The organism is Sphingobium sp. AS12, from assembly GCF_019097845.1.
Taxonomy (GTDB): Bacteria; Pseudomonadota; Alphaproteobacteria; order Sphingomonadales; family Sphingomonadaceae; genus Sphingobium.
The window spans coordinates 1-24,960 of record NZ_JAHRGM010000022.1 but is presented as its reverse complement, the minus strand read 5'-3'; the positions used below and the strand labels follow the sequence as shown (position 1 = coordinate 24,960).

32 protein-coding genes are annotated in these 24,960 nt (G+C 60.3%); 14 read left to right on the top strand and 18 right to left on the bottom strand.

All coding sequences use genetic code 11. The features are described 5' to 3' along the window. Window positions 1-3: 3 nt before the first annotated feature. The 13 genes from virB11 to KRZ98_RS08375 form a co-directional block, all read right to left on the bottom strand. Window positions 4-999, bottom strand: coding sequence for a P-type DNA transfer ATPase VirB11 (gene virB11, locus KRZ98_RS08435; protein WP_066609290.1), 996 nt, complete (start codon window positions 997-999; stop codon window positions 4-6). Then, window positions 999-2,132 (bottom strand): type IV secretion system protein VirB10, encoded by a 1,134-nt coding sequence (gene virB10 / locus KRZ98_RS08430; RefSeq protein ID WP_082679284.1) that lies wholly within the window; start codon window positions 2,130-2,132, stop codon window positions 999-1,001. The genes virB11 and virB10 overlap by 1 nt, the downstream gene beginning before the upstream one ends. Before the next feature lie 152 nt (window positions 2,133-2,284). Then, window positions 2,285-3,154, bottom strand: a complete 870-nt coding sequence (gene virB9 / locus KRZ98_RS08425; protein ID WP_206378014.1) for a P-type conjugative transfer protein VirB9 — start codon at window positions 3,152-3,154, stop codon at window positions 2,285-2,287. After that, a complete protein-coding gene (locus KRZ98_RS08420; protein ID WP_188065893.1) occupies window positions 3,151-3,840 on the bottom strand; it encodes a virB8 family protein in 690 nt (229 codons plus the stop codon). Before KRZ98_RS08420 ends, virB9 begins: the two co-directional genes overlap by 4 nt. A gap of 385 nt (window positions 3,841-4,225) precedes the next feature. Beyond that, complete coding sequence (locus KRZ98_RS08415) at window positions 4,226-5,269, bottom strand: type IV secretion system protein (RefSeq protein ID WP_066609294.1); 1,044 nt, start codon at window positions 5,267-5,269, stop codon at window positions 4,226-4,228. Between the two features lie 3 nt (window positions 5,270-5,272). Further along, window positions 5,273-5,560, bottom strand: a complete 288-nt coding sequence (locus KRZ98_RS08410; RefSeq protein WP_169574836.1) for an EexN family lipoprotein — start codon at window positions 5,558-5,560, stop codon at window positions 5,273-5,275. A 5-nt stretch (window positions 5,561-5,565) separates the two neighbouring features. After that, a complete protein-coding gene (locus tag KRZ98_RS08405) occupies window positions 5,566-6,276 on the bottom strand; it encodes a type IV secretion system protein (protein WP_169574837.1) in 711 nt (236 codons plus the stop codon). Window position 6,277: 1 nt separating this feature from the next. Further along, entirely contained in the window at window positions 6,278-8,662 is a 2,385-nt protein-coding gene (locus tag KRZ98_RS08400) for a VirB4 family type IV secretion/conjugal transfer ATPase (protein ID WP_244884596.1), read from the bottom strand. After that, window positions 8,655-8,993 carry a type IV secretion system protein VirB3 gene (locus KRZ98_RS08395; RefSeq protein WP_066609298.1) on the bottom strand — a complete coding sequence of 113 codons (339 nt, stop codon included), beginning with the start codon at window positions 8,991-8,993 and terminating at the stop codon, window positions 8,655-8,657. Before KRZ98_RS08395 ends, KRZ98_RS08400 begins: the two co-directional genes overlap by 8 nt. Before the next feature lie 30 nt (window positions 8,994-9,023). After that, the gene (locus tag KRZ98_RS08390; RefSeq protein WP_169574839.1) at window positions 9,024-9,191 is read right to left on the bottom strand and encodes a hypothetical protein; all 168 of its coding nucleotides are present in this window, start codon (window positions 9,189-9,191) and stop codon (window positions 9,024-9,026) included. A 98-nt stretch (window positions 9,192-9,289) separates the two neighbouring features. Next, window positions 9,290-9,604 (bottom strand): TrbC/VirB2 family protein, encoded by a 315-nt coding sequence (locus KRZ98_RS08385; protein WP_066609300.1) that lies wholly within the window; start codon window positions 9,602-9,604, stop codon window positions 9,290-9,292. Continuing rightward, entirely contained in the window at window positions 9,604-9,858 is a 255-nt protein-coding gene (locus KRZ98_RS08380) for a TrbC/VirB2 family protein (RefSeq protein ID WP_217673131.1), read from the bottom strand. The genes KRZ98_RS08385 and KRZ98_RS08380 overlap by 1 nt, the downstream gene beginning before the upstream one ends. Next, window positions 9,855-10,790: a lytic transglycosylase domain-containing protein gene (locus KRZ98_RS08375; RefSeq protein ID WP_217673130.1), complete on the bottom strand. Its 936-nt coding sequence runs from the start codon at window positions 10,788-10,790 to the stop codon at window positions 9,855-9,857. Before KRZ98_RS08375 ends, KRZ98_RS08380 begins: the two co-directional genes overlap by 4 nt. On the opposite strand from KRZ98_RS08375, the gene KRZ98_RS08370 reads away from it, so the two are divergent. Beyond that, a complete protein-coding gene (locus KRZ98_RS08370) occupies window positions 10,777-11,001 on the top strand; it encodes a hypothetical protein (RefSeq protein ID WP_217673129.1) in 225 nt (74 codons plus the stop codon). The genes KRZ98_RS08375 and KRZ98_RS08370 overlap by 14 nt on opposite strands. Before the next feature lie 194 nt (window positions 11,002-11,195). Next, window positions 11,196-11,645, top strand: a complete 450-nt coding sequence (locus KRZ98_RS08365; protein ID WP_217673128.1) for a helix-turn-helix domain-containing protein — start codon at window positions 11,196-11,198, stop codon at window positions 11,643-11,645. On the opposite strand, the gene KRZ98_RS08360 is transcribed toward KRZ98_RS08365, so the two are convergent. Then, complete coding sequence (locus KRZ98_RS08360; RefSeq protein ID WP_217673127.1) at window positions 11,640-11,882, bottom strand: hypothetical protein; 243 nt, start codon at window positions 11,880-11,882, stop codon at window positions 11,640-11,642. The genes KRZ98_RS08365 and KRZ98_RS08360 overlap by 6 nt on opposite strands. 81 nt (window positions 11,883-11,963) lie before the next feature. Next, complete coding sequence (locus KRZ98_RS08355) at window positions 11,964-12,218, bottom strand: helix-turn-helix domain-containing protein (RefSeq protein ID WP_217673126.1); 255 nt, start codon at window positions 12,216-12,218, stop codon at window positions 11,964-11,966. A gap of 147 nt (window positions 12,219-12,365) precedes the next feature. Here KRZ98_RS08355 and KRZ98_RS08350 point away from each other — a divergent pair, with 147 nt between their 5' ends. The 11 genes from KRZ98_RS08350 to KRZ98_RS08305 all read left to right on the top strand — a co-directional run bounded on the left by KRZ98_RS08350 (window position 12,366) and on the right by KRZ98_RS08305 (window position 20,851). Then, entirely contained in the window at window positions 12,366-12,809 is a 444-nt protein-coding gene (locus KRZ98_RS08350; RefSeq protein ID WP_217673125.1) for a hypothetical protein, read from the top strand. 186 nt (window positions 12,810-12,995) lie between these two features. Further along, window positions 12,996-14,021: a helix-turn-helix domain-containing protein gene (locus tag KRZ98_RS08345; RefSeq protein ID WP_254798208.1), complete on the top strand. Its 1,026-nt coding sequence runs from the start codon at window positions 12,996-12,998 to the stop codon at window positions 14,019-14,021. Window positions 14,022-14,261: 240 nt separating this feature from the next. Continuing rightward, the gene (locus KRZ98_RS08340; RefSeq protein ID WP_368389804.1) at window positions 14,262-15,152 is read left to right on the top strand and encodes a toprim domain-containing protein; all 891 of its coding nucleotides are present in this window, start codon (window positions 14,262-14,264) and stop codon (window positions 15,150-15,152) included. Beyond that, the gene (locus KRZ98_RS08335) at window positions 15,134-15,958 is read left to right on the top strand and encodes a hypothetical protein (protein WP_217673124.1); all 825 of its coding nucleotides are present in this window, start codon (window positions 15,134-15,136) and stop codon (window positions 15,956-15,958) included. Before KRZ98_RS08340 ends, KRZ98_RS08335 begins: the two co-directional genes overlap by 19 nt. Before the next feature lie 11 nt (window positions 15,959-15,969). Beyond that, window positions 15,970-16,287, top strand: coding sequence for a single-stranded DNA-binding protein (locus KRZ98_RS08330; RefSeq protein WP_217673123.1), 318 nt, complete (start codon window positions 15,970-15,972; stop codon window positions 16,285-16,287). Window positions 16,288-16,735: 448 nt separating this feature from the next. Continuing rightward, window positions 16,736-17,680, top strand: a complete 945-nt coding sequence (locus tag KRZ98_RS08325; RefSeq protein ID WP_217673122.1) for an ArdC family protein — start codon at window positions 16,736-16,738, stop codon at window positions 17,678-17,680. A gap of 59 nt (window positions 17,681-17,739) precedes the next feature. Further along, the gene (locus KRZ98_RS08320) at window positions 17,740-18,036 is read left to right on the top strand and encodes a hypothetical protein (protein ID WP_217673121.1); all 297 of its coding nucleotides are present in this window, start codon (window positions 17,740-17,742) and stop codon (window positions 18,034-18,036) included. Continuing rightward, entirely contained in the window at window positions 18,033-18,398 is a 366-nt protein-coding gene (locus KRZ98_RS08315; RefSeq protein ID WP_217673120.1) for a hypothetical protein, read from the top strand. Before KRZ98_RS08320 ends, KRZ98_RS08315 begins: the two co-directional genes overlap by 4 nt. Before the next feature lie 243 nt (window positions 18,399-18,641). After that, window positions 18,642-19,088 (top strand): hypothetical protein, encoded by a 447-nt coding sequence (locus KRZ98_RS24035; protein WP_254798207.1) that lies wholly within the window; start codon window positions 18,642-18,644, stop codon window positions 19,086-19,088. Between the two features lie 56 nt (window positions 19,089-19,144). Next, window positions 19,145-19,579, top strand: a complete 435-nt coding sequence (locus tag KRZ98_RS08310) for a LexA family transcriptional regulator (protein ID WP_217673119.1) — start codon at window positions 19,145-19,147, stop codon at window positions 19,577-19,579. Between the two features lie 9 nt (window positions 19,580-19,588). Then, entirely contained in the window at window positions 19,589-20,851 is a 1,263-nt protein-coding gene (locus KRZ98_RS08305) for a Y-family DNA polymerase (protein ID WP_217673118.1), read from the top strand. 29 nt (window positions 20,852-20,880) lie between these two features. Here KRZ98_RS08305 and KRZ98_RS08300 read toward each other — a convergent pair whose 3' ends face one another. Genes KRZ98_RS08300 through KRZ98_RS08290 form a run of 3 tightly spaced genes read right to left on the bottom strand, consistent with a single transcriptional unit; the run spans window position 20,881 to window position 22,933 of the window. After that, window positions 20,881-21,711, bottom strand: a complete 831-nt coding sequence (locus KRZ98_RS08300; RefSeq protein WP_201785572.1) for a GIY-YIG nuclease family protein — start codon at window positions 21,709-21,711, stop codon at window positions 20,881-20,883. Next, complete coding sequence (locus KRZ98_RS08295; protein ID WP_254798206.1) at window positions 21,711-22,244, bottom strand: hypothetical protein; 534 nt, start codon at window positions 22,242-22,244, stop codon at window positions 21,711-21,713. The genes KRZ98_RS08300 and KRZ98_RS08295 overlap by 1 nt, the downstream gene beginning before the upstream one ends. Before the next feature lie 59 nt (window positions 22,245-22,303). Next, the gene (locus tag KRZ98_RS08290; RefSeq protein ID WP_217673117.1) at window positions 22,304-22,933 is read right to left on the bottom strand and encodes a hypothetical protein; all 630 of its coding nucleotides are present in this window, start codon (window positions 22,931-22,933) and stop codon (window positions 22,304-22,306) included. Between the two features lie 395 nt (window positions 22,934-23,328). Here KRZ98_RS08290 and KRZ98_RS08285 point away from each other — a divergent pair. Next, window positions 23,329-24,960: ParB/RepB/Spo0J family partition protein (locus KRZ98_RS08285; protein WP_217673116.1), on the top strand; the 1,632-nt coding region annotated here is incomplete at its 3' end.

Below are 24,960 nucleotides of genomic sequence, written 5' to 3'. Positions count from 1 at the left end.
CTCCTACATGCCGGTCAAATCCGGCTCGAAATAGATTTCAGTGACGCGAAAGCGGCCATCGACCTTTTTGCATTGGACAACGACATCAACGAGCAGGTGCAGCAGATCGAGAATGTCTTTGCGTTCGAGGTCGCGACCGCCTTCCGATTCCTTCACCAGCAGCGACAATTGCTCGAAGGCCAGCGCTGCGGAATCAGCGTGAACGGTCGTGATCGAACCGGGATGGCCGCTGTTGACGTTTCGCAGATAAAAGAACGCGGTCCCGTCGCGCAGCTCTTGCAGCAAGATACGGTCTGGCCGCATTCGCAGGCTCGCTTCTAGGAGGTGCTTTGCGCCGACCTGGGCTTGGCCTTGCCCATCCTTGGAATAGATCATGTGCACCGCATTGCGGTGCGGCACGATCAATTCGCGCGTATCCTCGATAGTCAGCAATCGCTCTTCGGACGGGATAAGCTGGATCAGCGCCTTGGAAAGCGTAGTCTTACCGGACCCGGTTGCGCCGGAGATCAGGATATTCTTGCGGGTTTTGACGGCCAGTTCGAGGAACCCTGCCCATTCCTGCTTTTCCTTGAGCGCCACCAGTTCAGCGTCGGCCGCCGTGGACCTGCCCCGAGCTATCTTCGTATGCTCGAACAGGCCCCCGGCATGAAGCTCACCCAAGCCGAACGTCTTGACCGAAGGCTTGCGGATCGTGATTGAATAATTGCCGAGGTCGCAGGCAGGGGGTGCGACAATCTGGACGCGCTCGCCAGTCGGCAAACTGGTGGAGCATATCGGCGTTTGCGGCCCGACCTTTTGCTTTGTGTAGTTCGCCATCGAGTTCGACAGTGTTTCAAGCCATTGAACGGACAGACGCTCTTCCGTCACCCACTCCCAGCCCTTGCGCCCCTCGATGCCGACTTCACCGGGCTTGTTGATGACGAGTTCCGTAACCGCGTCGGCATCGAGCAACGCGCGCAGCGGCTCAAGGTGATGAGTGAGAATGGCTTGATCGAACATCATCGGCGCAACCTCAAAGAGTAGACGCTGCTGAAATCCACGTCGCGCGCGACCATGATTGTCATTTCCTTGCCTTGAGGAGCGCGAAGGCGTGGACGGATGCGTTGCGAGTCCTGCGCTGCGATGCCCGCCGCAGCATTTGGCGCAGCGATCGTCTGTTCGACGCCCGACACGCTATTGCCAAGAGCGTTGCCGGCGTCCCCGACGATCGACAGCAGCAGCGCGCCGCCGAAGCGCTTCCAGAAGAAGGTTTCCACCTGGCCGCCCATACCGGCGCGGCCGAGCTGATCGGCCGCAGGCGAACCCAGCGTGACCGACACACCCGCAGGCGTGATGGCCCGGTTCCACAGGACGAAAATGCGGTTTTGCCCGGTCGAGAACCCGCCCTGATACTCACCCAGGACGCGCGTTCCCTTCTCCATCAGGATTACACTGCCGTTAGCCGACCAAATATCTTGTGGGATCAGGCAGCTCGTCAAACCGGGCTGGGTCGAATCCATCGCCGTTTGGAGGACGCACGGAATCTGCATTCCTGCTGTGATGAGGAAATTGCGGTTGCCAAGCTGACCGGCAGACACTTTGGCTATGTCCATCCCGTTCAGTTTCTGAGCCAGTTCGTTCGGGGCTTTGGCTCCGGCCTCGTCATCGCCAGATCCTCCAACGCGCAAATTGCTGAAAGGCCCTGCATTGGGGTTGCCGCCAATACCCGGAACGCCAGCGGCGGGGGAAACCGCCATGATCGGCGCACGGCGCATAGCGTCCTGGCGCGCTCGCTCGCGCTCGATCGCGGCGAGACGCGCCTGTTCGGCCTTCTCCAAACGCTCTGCTACCGGATCGCGGGGACCACCCTGCACCGCAGGGACCGCCGCACCGGACAAATCCTGACCGGGAGCCATGATCGGGTTGCCGAATGGATCAGTCCCCACCTGTGCGAGCTTGTTGGGATCGGTCTGACCCACAACAACCGAGGCGGCCTGGCGCGCCGATTTCTCGGCCGACACGTCATCCCCGAGCTGGAACGTGCTATCATCCCGCTTTGGCTGGCCCTTGTCGCTTTGCGAGGCCATTGAGAAAACAATGAACCCGACGAACGCGGCGCCGCAGGCCACGGCTACGCCTGTGCCCTTGCCCATGGACTGCAACCGTCCGCGAGGATTGAACGCCTTGCGATCGACCTCCGGGGTTGTGCTGTTCGCTTCATTGAGCGCTTCCGCATTCACGTCCGTCTCGTCGTAAGTCGGACGCTGGCGAGGCGCGCCATGATCGGCGCTGTTTTCAATCTCACTCATCGGGGGCTGCTCCCGTCCAATTTGCGTTGCACTTCGGGCGATGCCGTTCCCGATGAATTGTCCGGCCCATATCGGTCATAGGCATTGTTCCAGATGCACGCGATCGACAGGCCACGACGCAGCCGGAATTGCTTTGCGACCTGATGAATCACGACAAATTCGCCGCGAACGTCATAGGGTACGACCGCTTCCGATCCGTCAGGGCTGACCGTGAAGATGGCGGGGAGCTGTTGGTTGCGCGGGAACCGCAGGATCGTGAATTGCCCGTTGTCGGTCACTTCCGACGGGGCGAGATCCGATGAACCCGCAATCGAATAGTCAAGGTTGCGCTTGCCTTGGACCGCAGCCGCATCGAGCGCGACCCTGACCCCGCCAGCTTCGACCATGAGCATTTGCATCTGCAACCGCTGCATATCGGCATTCTGGCGAGCCGCCGCTTCCTGTTCAGGATAGCGGAAACGCACGACGAATTGGGCATCGGTGCCGGTTGCTATGTCCCCGCTGCGCGCAGACAGAGCAAAGGTATAGGTACGAACCACCCCAGCTTTGCGCGTTACGACGATCAGATTTGTCGGCGGCGCTTTCTCGCGAGGCTTGATGAAAAGGATATTATCAGCCGGGGCGACTTCCCAACTTACGGTATCGCCTAGCGCGACACTCGAAATCGTCTCCCCGTCCCCGAAAACAATCTGCGATGCAGCACGGAAAACGCCTTTGATCCGCACGACTTCATCAATATTGTAATTGATATATCGGATGCGGGTATCTTGCTGGCCCGAGCGAGGAATTTCCTCAGCAAAGGCGGGGTTGGTGACGATCGCGGCGACCAGCGCCCCGCTCATGAGGACATTGCGAAGCGCGTTCATCGGCCAATCTCCGGATCGGCGCGGTAGCTGACCACTTGGAAGCCCAGCGGGTTGTCGAGCCTGCCAGCTTCGGTTGTCGGCTTATCCACGTACTTGAAGTTGATCGTGGCAATCCATTGCACCTGTTCGTCAGGGACGTTCCCCGGCTTCGCCACGGACTTGACGAAACGGACCTGCGCCACGCGGTTGTTGATGAAAGTGATGTTGCGGACGGCGGCAGCGACCAGTTCGCCGCCCTGGTACACGTTGACCGGAGCATTGGGGTTGGTCGCGCGGCGAGTGCCTGCAAACTTCTCCTGCTCTTGCGGCACCGACAGCGCCAGCACCTTACGCTCTGTGTCGCGCGAGGATGAGGGGTTCCAAGACTCCCGGTTGCGAACGTAATCGGACAGGAAGTATTTGTTGACCGCTTCGTCGGCGGTGATGTTGCGCGTATTGGTCAGCCGCGTCACCACGTCGATGGCGCCGGTCTGGCGATCGACGCGGATCACATAGGGTTCCACCGATCGCAGCGGTGCCGCAACGTGCCATGCCAACATGGAGAGGCCGAAGATGACCCCGCCAGCGCCCACCATATAAGCAATGCGCTTTTGCTTGTTCGCCTCGCGAACGCGATCAAAATCCCAATCCTTCGCATCCGCGAAATACTGGTCCAGATCGCTCTTTTTCTTGACGCCCAGGGCCATCGTCAGCAGCTCCTATAAGCGAGTTGAGGGGATGCCGGCGCTTGCATCATGGAGAGCGGTTGGCCCGGCGCGGGCTGGTCAGGTGCGGGCGGTGGCGCGGGCACCACTGCGCCGTCAGGGCCATCGGCTTTCCCAGCATCGCCCTCTTTGGGGAACACCATCACATTGCCTTGAGGCGCTGTGCTGACCACCGGGGCGGAGAGGACCGATCCATAGGGATTTGCGGGGCGCGCGTCCGACCGACTGCACGTTGAAGGGGGATTGCGACTCTCCGAAGTCGTCGCACAGGCCACAACACCGCAGCTTGCGACCCCGACACAGAGAATCCTTCCCCAGCGGCGCGCAACCAGCGCACCGTGATTATTCAACCACATTGCCATTACTCCTATCTGTTGCCGGGGCGGGACGATGCACCGGGCATCGAAGTGCGACCCGAAGATGCTTGAGCCTGTTGAACGAATGCGGCCCGATTGGCGGTCTGCCTGTTGAGCGACCAGCGGGCCGTGTTGCCGACCGCGTTCGCCGCGCCCTTCGGCGCGCGAAGGGTCGAGTTCATGATTTTGCGTTGGAGCATTGACGGGTAGATCGCGGACAGGAAGCCCGCGCCAGATGATCCGCCGCCGCCCGCAAATGAACCGATGGACTGCGCCTGCATGATGATGAAGCCGCCGACCAATACCGCGACAAGTTGCAGCATCATCGCCGCCAGCGCCGTCCACGTATCGCCACCAGCGCCAGCGCCGACAGAACCGGGGATCGCGTTCACCAGCGCCACCACGAAAAGCAGCGCGATCGAGACCGCCGCCGTTTGAATGGCGTAGTTCAGCACCGCACCGAGCCAGCTAAAGAACAGGCCCGAGGATGACGGGAAAATCAGAGCGCCGACAAAGATCGGCATCGTGGCGATCGTCACGAAAAGGCCGAACTTAATGAACAGCACGATTGTCATGGCGATAGCCGCGATGATGTAGGCCATCACCATAATGAGAATGACCATCAAGCCGGTCGCAAGGTTCGGGATCGTGTACGGGAAGAATGTGCTTGGCTCGATCCAAGGCTCCATCTGATTATGGATCGAAAGCGCAGGCTCGACGGCGTTTTTAACGAACGCATCGAACGTCGCATTGAGCGCACCACCGCCCAATGCGTTCGCGAGCTGGTCCGGAGCTTGTTGGGCTGCTGCTGCAATTTGCGGCGCGATCGTGGACGTCGCCGCCAAGATCACGAGGTAGCATTTGAGCCAGGTGCCGAGATAATTGCCGAATGGCTCATTGGACACCCCGCGCATGACGGCGAAGCCGACGATCACCAGATTGATTGCCATAGCGGTTTGCAGTGGCGCCGACACCAACCCCATCACGGCAGCGTACTTGCCGGAAAGGGTGCCGGTAATCTGGCCTTCAAGCATGTTATAGATCGCGTCGAGCATGACCTATTTCCCGTTCCAGGTCGGCCAGATCGAACCATTCTTGAGGTTCTTTTCCGTCCGCGCGCGCTCACGCTTGAATTGCTCTTCGGCATTGCGCTTGATGGCTACAGCGGCGTTCCCGCAGTTGACTCCCGCGTCACCATTGCTTTGGCAACGCGCGGTCTTTTCCCGCGCCTCGTCCAGATGCTTCAAATAGTAATCGACGGACTTTTCCGCCTCACCGCAGGCGGCCAGCGGAAGCGCCGCAGCCGCAAGTATTGCAAAGCACTTCCGCATGGCCCGATCCTCCATTTTACTTAGTTGCCGTTCCACGTCGGCCACAGCGCGCCGCTGTCGATGTTTTCCTGCGTCTTGCGCTGTTGATTGGCGAAGTCCGCAGAGGACTTCACCGCCAGCGCACCGCGCGCAGCCTGTTCCGCCGCTTGCATCTGCAAGAGTCGGTTGTTGATCGCGGCGTTTTCGATGTTCGCTCGCGCTGCAATGTCCTGCGATTGACGCGCCGTTGTTGCGGACGCGAGGCCGGTGCTCAGCTCCTTAAGGCCGTCACCGCTCGCCGTGGTGGCTTCCAGCATATATTCGCCATAGGCTTGATCGCGCGCGCCTCGCGTGGCTGCGCCGTTCAAGATGCCCTCGGCATCGCCAAAGTCGCCACTTAGTCCGGAAAGCGAAAAATCGCTGGTATCCATGATCCCCTTGGCCCGGTTGCCGAGCGCGCCCAGGTCAGCCAGATCGCCGGAAATCAGATTGATTGAATCCTGCATTCCGTCCGGCAAGGCCGTCTGCAAAATCTCCGCTTTCAGCGATTGAGCGACATTCGAGATTTGCGAAAGGCTGTTCATCGTGTTGTAGAGTTTCTTTGCCTCTTCCAACTGATTGAGCGTGTTTTTGGCCGTTTGCAGGGCTTGCGCGATCGACTTAACATCAACGACCGCCAGTTGGGCATGGGCCGATCCGGACATGCCGCCGAGCGACAAAGCCAGTGCTGCGAAGGTGAGAATTTTCTTCATATCAGGCACTCCATTCCTTCTTGCCAACTGAACGCCAGCGGCGCTTGAACTCGGGCAACCAAACATCGGGATCATCCCCGAACTCGGCCCGCAGCTCGTCAAGCAACTGGACCGTCCCTTGGCGGCCCGAGAGCACCGCCAATTCGTCAGCCATGCCGTTGAGGTCCAATTCGACCACAACGGAATCATGACCCTGTTTGATGAGGAAGCGCCGACTTTCCGGCGATAGATCGACCTTGATAAGCCGGAACTCGGCTTCGGTCAGATTGAGGCCGTCGATGTAGTCGCGGGCCTGCGCATTCGGGTTCGGCAGAAGGATTTTCGTTGGGCATTGCTCGATGATGGTTTCGGCAATGTCCGAGCGCAGAGCGTCAGCCGGTGACTGCGTTCCGAACATCATCATGGCGTTGCGCTTACGATAGGTTTTCAGACCATCACGGGCGAAATGCCGAAATGCTGGATCGCCCAAGGCTTTCCAGAACTCGTCAATGTCGATGATGACCGGGTTCCCGTCCACGATGTCATCAAGCCTGTGGAACAGGTAGCTCATGAGCGGCGGACGGATCGCGTTGTTTTCGAGAAAGTCCGTCATGTCGAAGCCCATAAGGCGGGCATCGAGCCGCAACGTGTCCTCGTCATTATCGAAAACCCAGCCAAATTCGCCAGATTTGGTCCACCGTTCCAAACGTGCGCCAATGCCTTCCACGCTGGTTTGGTCGAGCTGCGACCGTATCGCCGCGAGGGACCGAAGTTCTTGCGGCAGTCGGGCCACGGCATCGAGCGCCTGATTGATCTGGTAAAGCTCCGGGGGCGTCAGCTCGCCATTGTCAGGGGTGACGAGCTGACGCAGCCACGATGCAAGGAACTCACGGTTGCGGGGGCTGTGATCCAGCGCCTTGAGCGGCGCGAAGCCCGATGGCTGGCCGTTCTTGAGAGCAAGGTAGGTGCCGCCCGAAGCGCGGACGAAAATCTCCGCGCCGCGATCCTTGTCGATGAAGGCCATGCGCGCGCCGGTTTTTTCAGCCTGCGACAGAAAGAAATTCTGGATGACGGTTTTACCGCCGCCAGATGGTCCGAGAATGAGGGTGTGACCTACATCGCCAAAATGGAAGTTGAAGAAATAGGGCGAATTGGCCGTTGTCTTGAGCAGGGCAATTGCATTGCCCCAATGGTTTCCTGTCGGCTGACCGAGCGGATAGGTATGGATCGGCGCCAGTGCCCCAAAGTTGCGCGATGTGAGGGCCGCAGGCCGCGTCCTCCATGCGAAGTTGCCCGGCAGCATCGACCAGTAGGCCGCTTCCAGAGCCAAATCCTCACGCGCCGCGACAATGCCGCTTTCGGAGAGCGCCGCACGGGCAACGCTCATGTTTTCCGCGAGCTTTTTCGGCGTCTCGCCAAAGACCGACAGTGCCAGATGATGCTCGCCAAGGACGAAGCGATTGGACTGCAAATCGTCCATGGCTTCATCCAGTTGGGATTGCTGGCTGAACGCCACGTCATCGGTGGCACTCAGTTGCGCGCGCTTCCGCCGCGCCGTCTCCATACCCATTTGCTTGCCGAGGAAGGCGAAGCCCTGGCCCAGCACAAACTCAAATTTCGATTCCAACAGCGCGTTGAGCTGGCCGGGGAACGTGCGTGCAGCATGTTCGCGCACCGCCAAAATGCCGCCGTACCGCGAACCTCCCGGCTCCCGAACCTCGAACAGTTCCTGTCCAAAGATGACCCGATCCGAGTAGACCGCACGGCCCAAATGGCCGCGCACCAACGGCACCCGCCGCTTGTCGGCGGTCATAATCCGCTGCATCAATTCCATAGGCTCGCTGAATTGCAGGCCATTGAACTCGTACACGCCCAAGATGCGCGGATTGACGCGACCGAGCAGCTTATCCACGTCACGCAGAATGTCGGTGAACGTCTCGATAATATCCTCTTCGGCTTCCGCAGCGCTGGCCTTGGAGAACATTGAGAATACCGATGACGCGGCCTTGTCGGCTGCGCCCACCGCTGGCCGGTAGAGGACGGTCAGATAATGCTCGTTGACGAACATACGCTTGGCGAGGACGCGATTGCGATAGGCGGCGTCGAGATCGCGCGCGAAGGCAGACCGGAACTCCCCTTCGGGATAGCCGCTGTCGATACGCCGGATCGTGTTGACCATGACCGCGACCCGTTCGTGCGCGATAGTGCGCCAAGCGGTATTCAGCTTCTCGTGCCAATCGTTGATGGTGGACACATCAGCCGTCTCGAACGCGATCCCGTCGAGCGCGAAAACGGCCATATATTCGCCGTTGTCGAGCGCGACGATGTTGTCATTCACATGGCGCGCGTAGGGCAGATACAGCGACGGGTCGCGCTCCAGCTTGATAGGGGGCTTGCGCTTAAACACGATCAAATCCTTTCCGCTTCACGCCCTTGACCGGCAGCGGCGAATAGCTGGACCCGCCCCAAACCGACTTGTTCGGCGCGGGCGCTTTCGTGCGGCCGAAAAGGAAGATGATCTTGAACATATTGTAGTCGGCACGGACGATGAGCCGGGCTGCGCCCAGGAGCGCGCCACCAATTGCCAGCGCCCAAATCGGGTTGCCCACGACCATGAGCGTGAACACCGATGCCATTCCGATCGCCAGCGTTGCCTCAACAGGGACGCCGAACCACAGCGTCGGACGTGTCAGGGCCAGGAACAGCGGATCTTCGGTTAGATATTCTGGCTCAGACACCCGGAACCTCTCTTTTGCCGCCTTGCGGCTTCATGTCAGCAAAGCAACGATGGCCGGGGCACACAGCAGCACGATTAGGCCAGCAGCCCACAACGCGAGCGACTGGCGATCACCGTGACCGGCCATGAAGAAATACCCGGCGATGACGAGCGCGAGCGTCCCGATGGCAGCGCCAGCGGCCATCATCTTGGTTGCCATGGAAGAGGCTTGGGCGGAGGCGGAGGCGACTTGCGCCGCCCCCGGAACCGACCAAGCCACCCCAGCAAGGGTCGCCGCAGAGAGACGAACCCTGCGCATCACGTTCCCGAAATGGTATCGACGAGCCAACCGGCGCCGAAAACGATGAAGCAGCCGACGATGATCGAGCCGAGCAGCCCCTTATTGCCAGCGCCGAAGAAGAACATGATGCCGGCGATGACCAGCGCGATTGCGGCCAGACCCTTTGCGATAGGCCCGGTCAGCAAATTGAGGATGGAGTCGACCATGGACGCCACCTCTGTCTGGTTTGCGGCCTGCGCCCATGCGGGAACAGGCAGCATCGAGAGGACGGCACCGGCGAGCGCGTAGTTGGTCGACCACCGCCCTTTGATGTTGGAAACGAGCTTTTTCATCAGAAGAAACCTCCACTTGCTACGATTGCGATGCCCACGCAGAAAGTAATGAACACGATAAGCGTCCCTCTTCCTGTCATGATGAGAATGCCCAGCCAAATGACGCCAAGCATTATTGCCGGTCCTACAAGAGCTTTTAATTCGTTGAGGACCGTTGTTGCTATCGCGTTCACATCAGCATGAGCGGGAGTTGCAACGAGGCCGAGCACAAGCACGACCGACAATCTCTTGATGATCTTCTGCAAGATGCTCACAGGCCTCCCTCCACCGAACCGGAGGGCTGGCGTTGCCGCCAACTGGCCTGTGCGAAAACGTCCCACGCGGGGGGCGGGCTTGCGCCCTCCGCACCGTCCCGCGTCTCGGAGTTGAGTGAAGCGGACACCTGATAAGCGCCTGCCACCGCCTGTTGCGGCTGATATGTCGCCACCGCCCAGGGCGCTTGAGCATAGCTAGGCGGTTCGAGGGGAGCGCCTGTGTCCGTCCCCCAAGCGACGTGCCAATGATCCGAATGCTTCGGATCACCTGGCCCAAGCAATTCTACGATCCGAACACCATTGGCCGCCATCACGGCGCGAATTTGATCGCGGGTGATCGCGCCAACGCCGCCACGCGGCACGAAATCGACCGCACGACCGACCTTATGATAGCTATGGACGGCTCCATAGGTCGCGTTGATCGGGCGCAGCGTATCGGTGATCCTGCCGCCGAATGCCGAAAGCAACAGGTTCCCAACCGTGTCCGGCGTCACCGAGCCATAGGAGAGCTGCACCACCACAGGCCGCAGCGCAGACGTGCGACCAGTCGCCGCCGCATAGACCTTCCGGACATATCCGTTGAATAAGCCCTTGGCCCGCGAGCCGGTATTATACTCGCTCAGCGCCGCGCGGAGGGGGTCAGCGTGCCCCGCCACACGAGCGCGGCTGTAATTGTCAGCAAGCAGCGCCGCGCCTGCCCGCAGGTTTGTGCAGGGGTCGAAAACCGTCTCGGCTGTCACACCGAGGCGCGCAAAATTTGCGCTGTTGATTTGCATGAGGCCAGCGTCAAAGTTGGCCCCTTTGCGGAGTAGGCTCCGCGCTGTGGCAGTTGCATCGGCCCCGTTGGCCGGTTGCCGTTGGAGCGAACCGCCCGAATTGACGCCGATCCGATAGGGATCGCCCTCAGATTCCACCTGTATGATTGCCGTCATCGTTGCAGGCGCGACATTCGCCGCGCATGATTGCAGTAACGCCGCCAAAACCATAGCATCTAAAGGCATTCAGCGCACCTTTTCGGAGAGTCCGGTTTCTCTGGTACACATATCCGACACTACCGACAACACGCATTCGGCTTGTGGGATTCCGCGATGCGATGAACGGTTGATCGTCTTTTTGGCCGGAGCTGAACCCGAACGCGCTTGATGGAGACGGCACCTATGGCTTAGCTCTTGCTCCATATTTCGGCTGAATGCTGTTCAGCTTCACCTACGAGCCAAAGCGGAACCGCATTGCCAAAGACGATCCTATTTCTGTCGGAAACGGCTCATTCTCCATCCATTTCGGAGCAGAAGGCTCTCTGCATGGAGGACAGTGATCTAGTCGCGAACGAAGCGCGGATGGATCTCAATGATTTGCCGAACAAGCTCGCACAGGGCGGCATGCCGCTGGAAAGCGGCGACAGGATCAAAATCTATGATTTCACCTGTCTGCCCATGCACCCGCAGAACCTTCTTCGTTTCATGCGGCAAATGCTGAAAAAGGGGGTCAGCATCCAATTCGCCGCCCCTGGGATCGTTATCAAGCCCGAGGAAGGCAACGACCTATTCAAGCTGGTCACAGGCCTCGACAACCACTGGCGCCTCACCCACGGCGTCAGAACTCGCCCGACCGATTCAAAGCCCGGTCGCAAGCCCAAGCTGACCGAAAATCAGCTTCCTGCCATCAGGCGCATGCTTGACGATAGCGGCGCAACGGTGAGCAGCGTTGCGAAGGATTTAGGCGTCGGCCGCACCACATTATTTGATTTTTTGCAGCGGCATCGGGATTCCGAGGCAGTGCCTTCATGAATCTCCGAGCAATACAGATAGCGACGTTCCAAGGCCGAGGGCTAAACCAGCCATCTCGCGGAGCGTAATCTCTTTCGCATTGCCATCCATTATGGAATGAAGCCGCTCAACTTCAATTGCACTGGCTAGTGCGAGTTGGGTGACTGACATACCCATCTTCTTGCATTGTCTTGCAGTTTGATTGGCGAGGGTCTGGTTGAGACTTAAACCCTCGCCCCTTTCGTTAAGCATGGTCATTGTCTCTGCTGCCGTTGAGAGGCCTATCACCCTAACCCTGCCTCTCCCGCCATGTCCAGCTAACAATAATCATTAGCAGGATTACTTCTTCTTTATCGGTTCGCTCAGAAGCTCAATCACGCTGCACTCCAACCCCCTTGCCAGATGTTCGATGACCTCCAGCGTGGGATTCGCCTTGCCGTGCTCGATATACGATAAATGGGATGCGGCGATGCCGCTTCGCTCGGACAATTCAGCCTGCGAAATCTTGAGCTTTGCTCGGCGCGCTCGGCAGTTTTCCCCTAGCCTTGTGGCTAGTTCAGACGCCGCTTGGTCTAGTTTTAGGTATTGCGGCATTGCGACCCAGGTATCCTTTGCTGGCAGTTAATCATCCGATTTGGACACATATAACGCTGTGGCGGCGAACGAAACACTATCTCTGATTAACTACCTGCGGGGCGTTGAAATTTGACAACCCACCGCATTCGCAATAGCCAAGGCACCATGGGCCAACCCGTCGCACAGAATCGAGTCGTGACTCCCGCCGCTTGTATGAGACGCAAGCGGCAGGCGCTCTATGATGCTGACTTTGTTCAATGTAAGTTGCAAATCCCAATTAGCTTTGCCGAGCACCTAAAGGAGCTGAAGGCCCGCCATAAAATGCGCGGCCTTGACCATGTTGTTTCTGCGATGATTAGAAAAGCTATTCTTGCCTACTCTGCGGCTGAGCTGGTTCCACCGCCCCCGCCAGACGATCACATGAATATGAAGCAGATCGCCGTGCATATACCGCGCGAGCATCATGCCTTCCTTGAAGCCATCGCACATCGAAATCGTGGCATCCCGCTAGGGGCCGCGCTCGAAACCATTGGTGCCTACGTCAAGGATTTGACGCCAGCACCCGTGCAACTGCCACTGATCGAAGAAGGGGGAGCCGTGAGCGGATAAACGAAGCCCGGCACGAGGCCGGGCATCGGGGTTGCTATCAGGTGGTTGGCGCCACTTAAATCGCAAATCTGTCATTCAAAGCTAGTGATTAGATAGACCTCCCCGAACCCACTGTCAAGAAACAGCGCGTCTCGCGCCACGCTATAGCTTTGCCCGCGAACGGCCTTCCACATGGGAGGACGAACGATGCTGCTTACCCTTGAAACAAGCCTCGCTGACATGCCGACAGGCGCAGTCGCGGAGCTGCGCGCCTTCGGCATTGTTGATGCGGACATTGCCGCCGCGTTCGAGCTTCAACAGAAGCAACGATCCTGCGGCGTGCCCGTGCTGCCCCTGGCCGTCATTTGCGGCGTGCGTCCGCTCGAACGCGGCACAAAGACAGGGCTTAGTCACACCGCCTCGCGCCTCATCGGCACAAAACCCCGCGTCCGCATAAGTCGGGGCGGTACGCACGTCACAGGGCGGCCCGTATGGGCGAACAGCGTCAGGACCGGGGATGCGGCCGAGGCCGAATTTGTCCGGCCCGTCTCATTCGATCAACTCAAAGAGCTTCGCCGCGCCATCCATCTGATGTTCGAACGCGCGCGAGATCTAGCCGCCGAAGCAAGGCAGGGTGGCGAGCTAACGCCCGAACAGCATAAGCTGACACTCTTCACCCGGTCTTGCCGAGATATGCTCCTCAAGATCGTGGACGAGCTGCGCTATCGTAAAGGCTGGTGCGTGCCCTCTTATGAGACGCTCATGCGCTGGACGCGGCTTGGCCGACGCACCGTAAAATACTCGCTCGACCGGCTGCGCGAGTTGGGCTTACTCGAATGGATCAGACGGTACGACTACACCCGCGACAGCCAGCACGGCGCGCGATCCGAACAGACCTCCAATCTCTACCGCTGCAATGTCCCTCAGTGGATCGGTAAGATGATCGGGCTTTTCTCCCCCGTCCCCGAGGATGAGACGCAGCGTCGGGCTGACAGCTTGGAGCAACACGCGGACATGCTCGCATCGGTCGGAGCGATCGAGCGCCGCCGCCTTATGCCCGACGACCCAGCCCAGCGGGCGGCACTGATCCTGGCCGCCGAACGCTCCGCTGCCCGGCAAGCCTCAGATGCGTATCCCCGTGGGTGCAATAACGGCACTGCTCCTCATACAGTTTTATATTCTATCTCTACGGAGAAGCGGAGTTGCCCTAGTCGGGCAACGATTCAGCCCTGACGGGCATCGAGGCGGCACGGTAACGGCTTCGATTTCACCCCCAATGCCAAACCAAAGGGCAGGACCGTCGGCTACGCCGCCGGAATGCTCCCCAGGTGGAGCAAGCGGCTATGGCAGCTTCATATTACTCCCCGTCGCGCTTGCTGCCCGCTTTGAACGGCCTCAGCGTCAATATGCGGCTCCGTTTGCAGGGAATGCGATCCGACTTTTCAAAGCCTAAAGCGATAAGTCGGCGGGTTAGTGATTGTCCGCTTTTGTTCAATACGCTATTACCGGACTATGAACCTGACGCCGACCGCCGCTGCTAAAGAAGCTGTGAAACGCCTCAACGGAACGTGGCACGGGTCTTACGGCAAGGCGCGTTGCCCGGCCCATGAGGATCGCAGCCCGTCGCTTTCCGTCACACCTGGGAAAGACGTGGTGTTGTTCCACTGTTTCGCCGGTTGCAACCAGGCCGAGATAATGGCTGCGCTATCCCGGCACGGCGGATATGTCCGCCCTACAGAACGCGACACTACGCCGCCTGTTGCACGCGACCTTGCACCGCTGGCGCGCGAGCTATGGAGCAAAGCGTTGCCGATCGCCGGCACCCCTGCCCAACTCTATCTTGAAATGCGCAAAATCGGCCATTCGACAATTGGCCGATATGAGCCTGCATCGCTTGTCTACGAAGAAGGCAAAAAGCTGCGCCTGCCGGCGCTGCTCTTGCCAATCACCGAGCGCCGCCAAGTCATCGCTCTCAAGCGCATCTTCGTGGACCGGGCAGGAAATAAGAACGGCAGTTTGGTCGAACCCAAACGCACCCTCGCTCTACCGCGCGGCGGCTCAATTCAGATCGGCCGCATCGAGGCCGACCATCTGAATCTGGCCGAGGGCTTTGAAGATGCCGAGTCCGTCATACGCATGTTCGGTTTGACGGGATGCTGGTCTGCGAACGGCATCGAGCAATATGCCCACCTCGTAATCCCCGATCATGTCCGCACGATCACAGTCTATTCCCAGCACGGATCAGCCGCGACCCGTGGCCTCGCCAAAGGCGAAGCAAACCTGACCGCAAACGGGCGCCGTCTATCCGTCGAATTGCCGCCTATCGGCGGCGATTGGAATGACGCATGGCGAGCCGCCGCGTGAAAGCTCAGATAGGTATTTTGCTCGCAGGAGCCGTCATTCTTGGCGCGGTTTTCGTGCAATCTCACCCTGATTTTGTCGCGCATCCTCCCCGTAGCTCGCGCGAGGCCTGCGGCCAGTTCTTCGATCCGGCGAATTGTCAGGCAGCGGCGACCTTCGTCGCAATCAATGCAAAACAGCCGATCCGCCAGATCGTCTTGCCCTCGATCCCCAACCCAGCTCGCACACCTGGCGCGATCAATCCCGCGATCACCCAAGACAATATCGCCGCTACCATCTGCAAAGGCGAGTACCAGGCCGAAAAGTCGCCGCCGCCTTCGTGGAAGGCCGCGGCGACCCGCCGCCTTGTTGAAAGTCTCTATCCCGGCGAAAATCCCGACGATTTTTCACTCGACTATCTGGTGCCAATCTCTCTCGGCGGGGCGGTGGCCGATCCGCGAAATCTATGGTTGCAGACGTGGACCGGGCCTGACCGCGAGCTGAAAGACCATCTCGAAACGCTTCTGACGAAGATGGTCTGCAACCGCCAGATTGCGCTTTCGGTCGCGCAGCAGCGGATCGCTGGCGATTGGCGCGACACGTATCAGCGCGCGATGACGCCGAAAAATCTCGCTCAGTATCAAATGCCTTTGAAATGGGCCGTGTCGCCCGAGCAGTTTCCCCCGTTCACGTCCCCTAATGTCGGCCAGATCGAGGGGGAACGTGCCCAGGTCGCAGGGGAACCGCTGATCTTGCAAGCCGAGCTGGTTGACCCGGAGCCATACGAGGTGCCGGCGATCCCGACCGAGCCACTTTACCCGCAACAGTAGGAGTGCTGGAAATGCCAAGGAATATCGCTGAATTTCGCATCATTGGACAGGTTGGCGGCGTTGATGAGAAGGAAAAGGTCACGTTCGTCAATGTTGCATCGAATTATAATCGGCAGGTTGACGGTGAATGGCAGGAAGAGGTTCATTGGAACCGGGTGACTTGCTTTGGAAAGTGCGCTGAATATGCCCAAAACTCGGCAAAAGGTGACATGGTTCATGTAACGGGGCGGGTAAAGCAGACCTCATATGATCGTGATGGACAGACAATTTATAATACTGATCTAGTTGCTGATTCATATTCCGTTCTTGTTCGGAAAGACGCCGGGTAACATGGAGCTGGGGGCGGCCTTCGGCACGGCTCTATCTCCGCTCCGCTCCGACCGAACCCGCAAGCGGTTTCGTCCCATTCGGGTGACGATCCTCGCCTTGAAATCGCCGCAGGATCTCGAACGAGGTTCTTGCGGTGTTTTTGTATCTGGCACGCCGGAATACCGGCGCGATCGAACAGGAGGCGGCATTGCCGCCGCGTCACTGATCCAGTTCCGGGGCCTGTTCCGGCCCCCTGGCGCAAGGGCTAGACCGTCTCGGCCGCTGCGCGACCTCGCTTGGCGATCAGGACGGTATCCCCATCCTTCCTTCGCTGCGCTCTGTGCAGGACGGGCGATCCCCCTCCGCCCTGATCGGCCCTCACTGCGCCATTCCCCGACCCACTTCGCCAGCGGGCAGAAGTCGATGGACGCCATCGCCTTCGGCTCCATTTTAGGAAGGGAACAGCACATGCCACGGAACACCGCCAAGACCCGCAAGACCACCGCTGCGCGCGTCGACGTTTACGAGGAAGTCACCAATCAGATTGTTGCGCTGCTAGAGGCAGGCACCCGCCCATGGTCCCCACGCTGGGCATCGGGCGCGGCATCGCTTCCGCTTCGCCATGAGGGCACCGCCTATCGCGGCATCAATATCCTGCTGTTGTGGTCCGCCGCCATGGCGCACGGCTACACCAACCCGCATTGGATGACCTACCGGCAGGCGCACGAGCTGGGCGGACAGGTCCGCAAAAGCGAGAAGGGCAATCTTGTCGTTCATGCTGGCACTTTCACCCCCAAGGATGGCGAGACAGGCGAGCCAATCACCAACAGCGAGGGCGAGGAAACGAGCCGCGCCTATCTGAAAAAATATGTCGTGTTCAACGTCGAGCAGATCGAGGGCTTGGACATGAGCAGGTTCCCCGCGCCTCAGATCGAGGTGAAGAACCGCGACCAGCGCGACAGCGAGCTTGATGCAGCGTTTAGCCGCTATCCCGTGCCCTATAGCGAGGGAGGCAGCAGCGCCCACTACAACCCCGGCGCCGACCGTATCCAGATGCCTGCCTTTGCCGACTTTGTGACCGGCAACGCTTTCTATGCCACGCTTGCCCATGAGGCGATTCACAGCACCGGCCATGCTTCACGGCTCGCCCGCGAAACCCTGCGCGATTATGGCAAGGCCAAGGAAATCAGGGCCGCAGAGGAATTGATTGCGGAGATTGGTGCAGCGATGCTTTGCGCACAACTTGGCATGGAGCCGACCGAGCGCGAGGACCACGCGGCCTATGTTGCGTCCTGGCTCACCACCCTTCGCAACGACAAGCGCGCGATCTTCCGCGCCGCCACCGCAGCACAGGCGGGAAGCGAACTGATCCTGTCCCACATGGCAGCGCCCGCCATGGCTCGCGCCGCCTGATCCGAGCGAGGGCGGCCAGCAGCGCCGCCCCCTCTTCCCCGTTCCCGAAGGATCGACCAATGCCCAAGAATCCCCCAATGATCGAACTTAGCTGGCGTGATGAGAATTATGGTTCCGTCTGCGCCGTCGCAGCCTTCCGCAACTATGCTGGCAGCGTGGATTGGAGCGAGCGCACCCATCAGCGTTTTAGAGGATGCGTGAAGCGCGCCGGTTTCGAGTTTCACTATGGCCGATGCAGCTACATCGCCACGCGCGGTACGGGCGAGGAGCGCCAACGGGCCATTTGCGAGGAACTTGACGGCGCCGGTTTCCAGATCGAGCGGGGCGACGTTCGCACTCCCGAACCGCAACCATGAGCGACGCCCCGCCCGTTCAGAGCCTCACAGCGTTTGCGAAGGCGCGGGGCTTGGTGACGATGGCCGACGCGCGCGGCCATATTCATGCGGGCTTGCGCTGCGCACCGCCCACCAAAAGATTCCGCCGATGGTACGAGGCCGAGACGCGCCGCCTACTGGCCGAAGCTGACCAGACCGCGCGCGCCTATGGCGCGGCAATTGAGGCGGGCCGCATCGCCGCATCGCCGCGCGCCACGCTTGAGCAGATCGCGGAGGGCCACCCCGATCTTGCATCGACACATGCGGCCCGCCGCGTCATCGAAAAGCGACGCGCGCGCCGCAACGCAGAGAGGATGGATCATGACGCCAATGCGCAATCTTGACCGAGACACCCGCCGCGCGCGCCTGCTAGCGGCACGAACCCGCCCCGTGGGCGGGATCAATCGCAAAGGCATCCTTCGCGGCGATTGGGACGGTGGCAACGTCGTCCGCCAATTCCGCGACGGCGCTGGCGATGCGCGGGGCCTGGCCCCGTACTCGACGCCGCCAAAGGCCGAGGACTGAGAAAATTTCGGGGCGCGGACCTGTGGGCCCGCGCCCCTTTAACCTTGCTGGAAAGACCCGACATGGCCGCTACCATTATCGCCGCAGGGCTTATGTTCGCCTGCACCCCGACCCTAGTTGCAGATGGGGACGGGCCGGTTTGGTGTGCCGAAGGCCCGCGTATTCGTCTCTCAGGCATCGCCGCGCGTGAGCGCGACAATAGCTGTAGGCCCGGCCATCCTTGCCCGAGAGCATCCGCACAAGCCGCCATGGACGCCCTTGTCGCCATCTTAGGTGGATCGCGCGGGCGAACGCGCTTTCCCGGCGCACGCTACGACCATGTTCGCGTCAGTGCTCCGACAATGCGTTGCCTCTCCGCTGGCAGTGGAAAGGGGAACCGCACCGCCGCATTCTGCCAGATGGCGGATCGGCGGATTCTCAATTGCGCCATGCTCGCGACCGGCACCGTTGCGCGATGGGATCGCTACTGGCGGCGCGATATTGTCTGCCCGTCTTCACAAAGACGATAAACCGATGTTCCCATTTCGTTCCTTAGTGCGTTAGAAGGGGGCGAAAGGGAATCATCATGTTGCTGCCACTGATGCAGCCGGTCCCGCTCGCCGAGGTGCCAGAGGGGCTAATTCCCTTTATCATCGGAGCAGCAGGAGCCGGCTTTCCGTCCCCAAGCCAGGATTGGCAGGAGGACGCTATTTGCCTGATCGAGCTTCTACGGCTCGACAGAGCGGCGAGCTTTGTCTTTCGCATCAGCGGCACCAGCATGATCGACGCCGGAATCTACGACAATGATGTTGTCGTGGTAGACCGCGACACGCGGGCTGTTGAGGGGCATATCGTCATCGCCATTGTGGATGGCGGCTTTGTCTGCCGTCAGCTCGCGCGCCGCCAGGGCGGGACGTTTCTTGAGGCTCGCAACGCCCGCCAGCACTATGACCCTACTCCCGCCGAGGGCGTGGAAATATGGGGCGTCGTGCGAACGAGTGTCCGTGATTTTCGGCGCTAGGCCTCGCGGATGACCCATGGAATCGTCGACGTCGCCAACTTCTACGTCTCTGCAGAGAGGCTTTTTGATCCGTCATTGCGCGGCGTTCCCGTCATCGTCCTGTCGAACAACGACGGTTGCGCGGTAGCGCGCAGCGAGGAAGCGAAGGCCCTGCATGTCCGCATGGGCGAGCCGGTTTTCAAAATCCGGGATCGGATCAAGCGACATGGTATCCAGCTCCGATCAAGCAATTACGAACTCTATGCCGACCTCAATCGGCGGTTCAACGCCGTCATTGCCGAGCATACCGATACGGTGGAGATCTACTCGATAGACGAGAGTTTCTACCGCGCCCCCACCTTGCACAACGGCCTTGGCGACGTGGAAGCCGCGCACAGGTTGCGCGAGGATATATTACGGCAAGTTGGCCTGCCGACCCGGATCGGCCTTGGCCCGACGCGCACCCTATCGAAAGTCGCAAATGCGCTCGCCAAGGCCACCGAAAAGGTTTGGGGCGGCGTGGTGGATCTTCACGACACCGAGCTACGCCGGCGACTGTTCGAGCAATGGCCTATCGGGGAGGTGTGGGGGATCGGAAGCGCGCTTGAAGCGCGGCTCCACCCCCTTGGCATCCGAACGACCGCCGACCTGGCGGCGATGCCGCCAGCGGTCGCGCGCGACGTGGGAACGGTTGTGCTTGAGCGGCTTGTGCGCGAGCTGGGCGGCATCGAATGCGCGGACTTCAAAGTTGAGCCCGACGCGCTGAAGGCAACCGCCGTCACTCGCCAATTCGGAGAGCCGGTCAAAACGCTGGACGAGCTGCGCGAGGCGATGGCGCGGCGCGCGGCGCGCGCGACCGAGAAGATCCGCGCCCAGGGCCTCGTTGCGAGCCGACTGATCGCCTTCGCCCATGGCTCACGCTATCGGCCGAACCCGCCTTCCGCTTCGCGATCGGCGCGGTTGTCGCCGCCAACCAACGATCCGCGCGTAATCTTGCGGATTGTCGGCCAGATGACGGAGGCCATATTTCAACCGGGGGGCGTCTATACGAAATGTGGCGTTCTGCTGGAGGATTTGACCCCGCAGGGCCAAGGCCAGGCAGACCTATTCGCTACGGTCGATCCTCGTGCCCCGGCACTGCTGGCCGCCATGGATGGCCTCAATAGTCGGTTCGGCCGCAACACCATCACGCTCGCGGTCCAAGGCCACGGCGCCAAGGCTTTCGACACTAAGCGCAGCCAGAAAAGTCCGGCTTGGACGACACGGATCAGCGAAATTCCAGTCGCGCGCTAGAACCAAAGCGCTGAAAGAGTAGCGCCGTTTTAATTGCGATTGAGGCCCATTTGGCGGCTTTGCAGCTTATCCTTCCAGCGGCATTCCAATTCGATCAGATCGGCCATAGTGGCGGAGGTGCCGACGGTCTCCAAGATCGACACCTGATAATCGCTCGGATCGCGGCTTTTCAGCGCGACATTCCCTCCATGCCCGGATGCGAAATACTCGCGCCAGCGGCCAAGAAAGCCCTCTCCGCTGGACGCCATACCGACATACTGTTCCCGCGTTCGCGGGCACGTAAGGAGGTAAATTCCGCGCGTCGCGCGCAGAGCCTCCGCCCAATGGGCCGGCATTGTCTCAATATCAGAGAGGTTCAGGATCAATGCCGCGAAGCCGGGGAACGGATCTTCGCGAAAGGTCCGGCGAAGCTCGACAACCGGCTTTGGAACGCGATCGCCACGCTGAATCCACGCGCGATAGCCCTTGCCCCAATCGATCCAGAGGCGGCCCGCATATTCGGCCAGCTCGGGCAGCAGCGCTAGCCGATATTGGTTGCAGCTTCCTGCCGGTTCCACTCCTCCGGTGACAGGATGCGGCCGATCTTCGGCTAGCGGCCCGATCAGCTCTGCAGAGTACAGACCGACGAACAGGGTTTCCTTCCCAGGAACACCGACGAAGGATGCCCAATAGGGTGCGCGTAGGTCCGGGGCGTCGCCTACCCCTTGGGTTTCCTGATACGCCTCAAAGCGGCTCCTATGGTCCCGCCAGAGGGCATATGGCGTCGGGAACCCCGGATGCCTGTTATCTTGGTGTCGCAGAAGCCGAACCGAGCTTCGGCTAATACCCGCTAGGTCCAGAAGATTGCCAAATGTGAGCATCAGGCCTCAGCTCCCGCGTCGTCCACGACGACCGGGGCAGCGTCATGCGGCAGCGGGCCGAATAGCGTTTCTAGCATAGCGTCCATCGTGTCGATCCGCCGAAAATGCTTGGCCGGCACCTTGCTATGATTGACCCGAAGCGGCCGATCGCCGCCTTCACGGCGGCCGATACGCTTTGGACTCGCGAAGCCCGACAGGTCAGGAAGCGGTTCGCCGGGTGCCCCTCCGAACCACCAGAACGGCCCAAGATCTAGATCGAGCGTCACGCAAATCCAGATAACGCAGCCGCTGGGTTTGTCTGCGAGGGCTCGCCCCACTGAGACCGGCGCTGGCTTACTACGGATGCCAGTCTTGAACTGGATATGGCGAACGACAGGCCCTCGCCCCATGACCAGATCGTAACCATGCGCGTCGAACTCAGATCGCAAGACTTCCACGTCGGTTATTCCGCGCCGCCATAGCGTGCGGAGGGCTTCACCCACGAAGACATGCTCAACGATGCGCTCCCGCAACGTCGAATGATGCGAATGCATGTCAATGCTCGCCATGAGTTTACTTCCCCCTTCAACGCCCATCGATCGCGCCTACGCCCCTAACCCCGGGCCGGTGATGCAACCGGAATCCACAGGTAGCGGAACAGGCCAGCTTTACCGTCGATCCGATTGTAGTCCTGCCAAGTGAGGGCATATCGCCCCTTGATTTCTAAGGCCGCTTCGCGGTTTTTCGTTGTCCCTGGCTTCGCCAGTTCGTGCCAAGCGAGCGAGCCGGTCAGCTCGCGCAGGTCGCAAAGGTTGAAGGCTGCATCTACAGTGTCAGTGCGCGCCCGCGGCTGCCAATAGTTTGGATCGTTGGTGAGAACCAAGACGCCAGCGCCATAGCCGGTTGCCTCCGCATAGGCTTCCATGCGCGTCACATCCTTGCACACGTCATAGCGGCGCTGGTCATGTGCCCCGTGCTGCTTCAGCGTGACCGGCTCCCCGTCGAGCGTGGTCGAAAAGCCCTTGCTGAGATATTTGAGTTCCAGGGCGAACCGGGTTTCGCCGATCACGATAACATCGATCGCGCCCCGCGCGGAGGCGGTTAACGGCCATTCCAGCCTTACATTTAGATTCGGATCGTTCTTCCGAATTTCATAGGCCAGCTCATGCTGGAAATCAGCTTCGGAGCAGAACACGGGCCGACGCACCGCTAGGCTTGCCATCAGATCCTCAATGACGATCAAGTTTGTCTCCGTTCATCATGCGACTTAGGCCAAGCCTGTAAACAGAATATGGCAACACCTTCCACAAGTGGTTTCGACGCCGTTACTTTAGCCTACTAGATCAAGCGCCGTCCCGGTCAGGATATGAGGCGGCAGCGCCGCCGTTTTGATTGTGTGGTGCGGGGCCTGTTCCGGCCCCCTGGCGCAAGGGCCTGGCCGTCTCCGCCGCTACGCGGCTCCGCTTGGTGATCGCGGGGGTTTCCCCGTCCTTCCTCCGCTTCGCTCCGTGCAGGCCGGGTGATCCCCCTCCCCCGCGATCAGCCCATATTTGCGCCATTCCCCGACCCAGTTCGCCACTTGGCAGAAGTCGATGGGGCCATCGCCTTCGGCTCCATTTTAAGAAGGGAAACAGCACAATGGCTAAGACTTCCAAGCCCACCATCCTGCATCTGACCGTCGATCAGCTTCACCGCAGCGAGCAGAATGTTCGCAAGAAGCCGTCCAGCGCCGCGAGCGATGCTGAAATCTCCGCTTCGTTGCTGTCGGTGGGCCTCATTCAGCCCATGGTCGTCATCCCACGCGAGGCCGGGGGATATGAGGTAATCGCGGGGGATCGCCGCCGCCGCCTTCTCACGGCATTGGCCGAGGCAGACGCGAGCCGGAAGGTACTGACTTTCCCGTGCATGAAGGTCGATGACTTGAGCAAGGTCACGGAAATCAGCATGGCCGAGAACCGCGCGCGCGAAGCGATGGCCCTGCCAGATGTGTATATGGGTTTCGCCGCCATCCGAGCCGAGCGTCCCGAGGCCACCCTAGAAGAGTTGGGCGCGATGTTCGGCTACGATGTGGCCCGCACCGCGCGGATCATGCGGATCGCGAACCTTCATCCCGAGATCATGGACCTCTACAGCGCGGGCGAGATCGATGACGCCCAGGCACAGGCTTACGCGGCGACCGAGGATCGTTCGCTACAGATCGCGGTCTATCGCCAGTTGGAGAAGGAGGCGACCCGTCCGCACGAGAAGAACGCGAGCGCCATTCGCAAGGTGATGAACTCCGGCAATCACGAACTGACCAAGCTAATGTGCTATGTCGGTGTCGATGCCTACCGCGCTGCTGGCGGCGAGTTTGAGGCCGACTTGTTCGCGCAGGATGGCGCTGGCATCGTCCAAAATCCCGACGTGCTGCACCAGCTAGTCGAGCAGCGCATGGCGGAGGATAAGGATCGGTTCGAGCATAATATCTCGCGCAATGGCCGGATGCTTGGCGAGAAGTGGGGCCTTGGCGACCTTCAGTTTTCGTGGACGGCAACCCCTCCGCAGATCAAGCAGTACGGCTATCTTTCGACGGACCATGAGCTTCGCATTCGCAACCCGAAGCGGGGCGACCTCCCCAAGGACCTCGCGAAAATCTATGCGTCGATGGAAACGCGCCTCGCTGCGATGATCGGAGAGGATGACGAACCACTTCCCGATCAGGAAGAGGCTTACGAAAAGCTGGCGAGCGAGATTGCCGAACTGGATGCGCAGCGCACGATCATCCTGCCCAAGAAGGGCGCAGTCGTCGCCGTCGCATCGGTCGAGAATGATGGCAGCTTTGACGTAGAGCTGTGGTTTGCAGATCGGGCGGCGAAGGGCGCAGAACTGCCCAAGGGGGCAACCGAGCAGCGCGGTCCCAAGCCAGCGCCAACACCGGCAGAGGCCGAGCGCGCGCGTTTCGGGCTGTCCAAGGACAACATGCAGGTGATGATGCTCATCCGGCGCGATATGATCCGGGCCGAGCTAATGCAGTCCGCTTCCGCCGGTTCGTCGCTCGCGCTCGACTTCATGATGTTCACGCAGGCCCGCACGATCCTGACCCCGGCACATGGCTACGGAAACACCGTCTATTTCCATGGCGAGCATCAGGGCATCAACGATCTTCCCCATGACGAGGATGGCACCACCAAGATTCACGATCTTGTCGGAAGCCGACCCGAGCGCGCGGCGTGGCTCACCACCAAGGAGGGCTTGGCGTCGGGCGAGTGGATGACGGCTCGCGATCCGATT

Coding starts and splice junctions, on each gene's coding strand:
- KRZ98_RS08330 (WP_217673123.1), top strand. CDS start 15,970: ATGCCAAGGAATATCGCTGAATTTCGCATCATTGGACAGGTTGGCGGC.
- KRZ98_RS08310 (WP_217673119.1), top strand. CDS start 19,145: ATGTTGCTGCCACTGATGCAGCCGGTCCCGCTCGCCGAGGTGCCAGAG.
- KRZ98_RS08375 (WP_217673130.1), bottom strand. CDS start 10,790: ATGACGGCAATCATACAGGTGGAATCTGAGGGCGATCCCTATCGGATC.
- KRZ98_RS08390 (WP_169574839.1), bottom strand. CDS start 9,191: ATGGCAACCAAGATGATGGCCGCTGGCGCTGCCATCGGGACGCTCGCG.
- KRZ98_RS08295 (WP_254798206.1), bottom strand. CDS start 22,244: ATGCATTCGCATCATTCGACGTTGCGGGAGCGCATCGTTGAGCATGTC.
- KRZ98_RS08405 (WP_169574837.1), bottom strand. CDS start 6,276: ATGAAGAAAATTCTCACCTTCGCAGCACTGGCTTTGTCGCTCGGCGGC.
- KRZ98_RS08320 (WP_217673121.1), top strand. CDS start 17,740: ATGCCCAAGAATCCCCCAATGATCGAACTTAGCTGGCGTGATGAGAAT.
- virB10 (WP_082679284.1), bottom strand. CDS start 2,132: ATGGGCAAGGGCACAGGCGTAGCCGTGGCCTGCGGCGCCGCGTTCGTC.
- KRZ98_RS08415 (WP_066609294.1), bottom strand. CDS start 5,269: ATGCTCGACGCGATCTATAACATGCTTGAAGGCCAGATTACCGGCACC.
- KRZ98_RS08410 (WP_169574836.1), bottom strand. CDS start 5,560: ATGGAGGATCGGGCCATGCGGAAGTGCTTTGCAATACTTGCGGCTGCG.
- KRZ98_RS08370 (WP_217673129.1), top strand. CDS start 10,777: ATGATTGCCGTCATCGTTGCAGGCGCGACATTCGCCGCGCATGATTGC.
- KRZ98_RS08365 (WP_217673128.1), top strand. CDS start 11,196: ATGGATCTCAATGATTTGCCGAACAAGCTCGCACAGGGCGGCATGCCG.
- KRZ98_RS08355 (WP_217673126.1), bottom strand. CDS start 12,218: ATGCCGCAATACCTAAAACTAGACCAAGCGGCGTCTGAACTAGCCACA.
- KRZ98_RS08305 (WP_217673118.1), top strand. CDS start 19,589: ATGACCCATGGAATCGTCGACGTCGCCAACTTCTACGTCTCTGCAGAG.
- KRZ98_RS08420 (WP_188065893.1), bottom strand. CDS start 3,840: ATGGCCCTGGGCGTCAAGAAAAAGAGCGATCTGGACCAGTATTTCGCG.
- KRZ98_RS24035 (WP_254798207.1), top strand. CDS start 18,642: ATGGCCGCTACCATTATCGCCGCAGGGCTTATGTTCGCCTGCACCCCG.
- KRZ98_RS08335 (WP_217673124.1), top strand. CDS start 15,134: ATGGCGAGCCGCCGCGTGAAAGCTCAGATAGGTATTTTGCTCGCAGGA.
- KRZ98_RS08350 (WP_217673125.1), top strand. CDS start 12,366: ATGGGCCAACCCGTCGCACAGAATCGAGTCGTGACTCCCGCCGCTTGT.
- KRZ98_RS08360 (WP_217673127.1), bottom strand. CDS start 11,882: ATGACCATGCTTAACGAAAGGGGCGAGGGTTTAAGTCTCAACCAGACC.
- KRZ98_RS08315 (WP_217673120.1), top strand. CDS start 18,033: ATGAGCGACGCCCCGCCCGTTCAGAGCCTCACAGCGTTTGCGAAGGCG.
- KRZ98_RS08300 (WP_201785572.1), bottom strand. CDS start 21,711: ATGCTCACATTTGGCAATCTTCTGGACCTAGCGGGTATTAGCCGAAGC.
- KRZ98_RS08325 (WP_217673122.1), top strand. CDS start 16,736: ATGCCACGGAACACCGCCAAGACCCGCAAGACCACCGCTGCGCGCGTC.
- KRZ98_RS08385 (WP_066609300.1), bottom strand. CDS start 9,604: ATGAAAAAGCTCGTTTCCAACATCAAAGGGCGGTGGTCGACCAACTAC.
- KRZ98_RS08345 (WP_254798208.1), top strand. CDS start 12,996: ATGCTGCTTACCCTTGAAACAAGCCTCGCTGACATGCCGACAGGCGCA.
- virB11 (WP_066609290.1), bottom strand. CDS start 999: ATGTTCGATCAAGCCATTCTCACTCATCACCTTGAGCCGCTGCGCGCG.
- virB9 (WP_206378014.1), bottom strand. CDS start 3,154: ATGAACGCGCTTCGCAATGTCCTCATGAGCGGGGCGCTGGTCGCCGCG.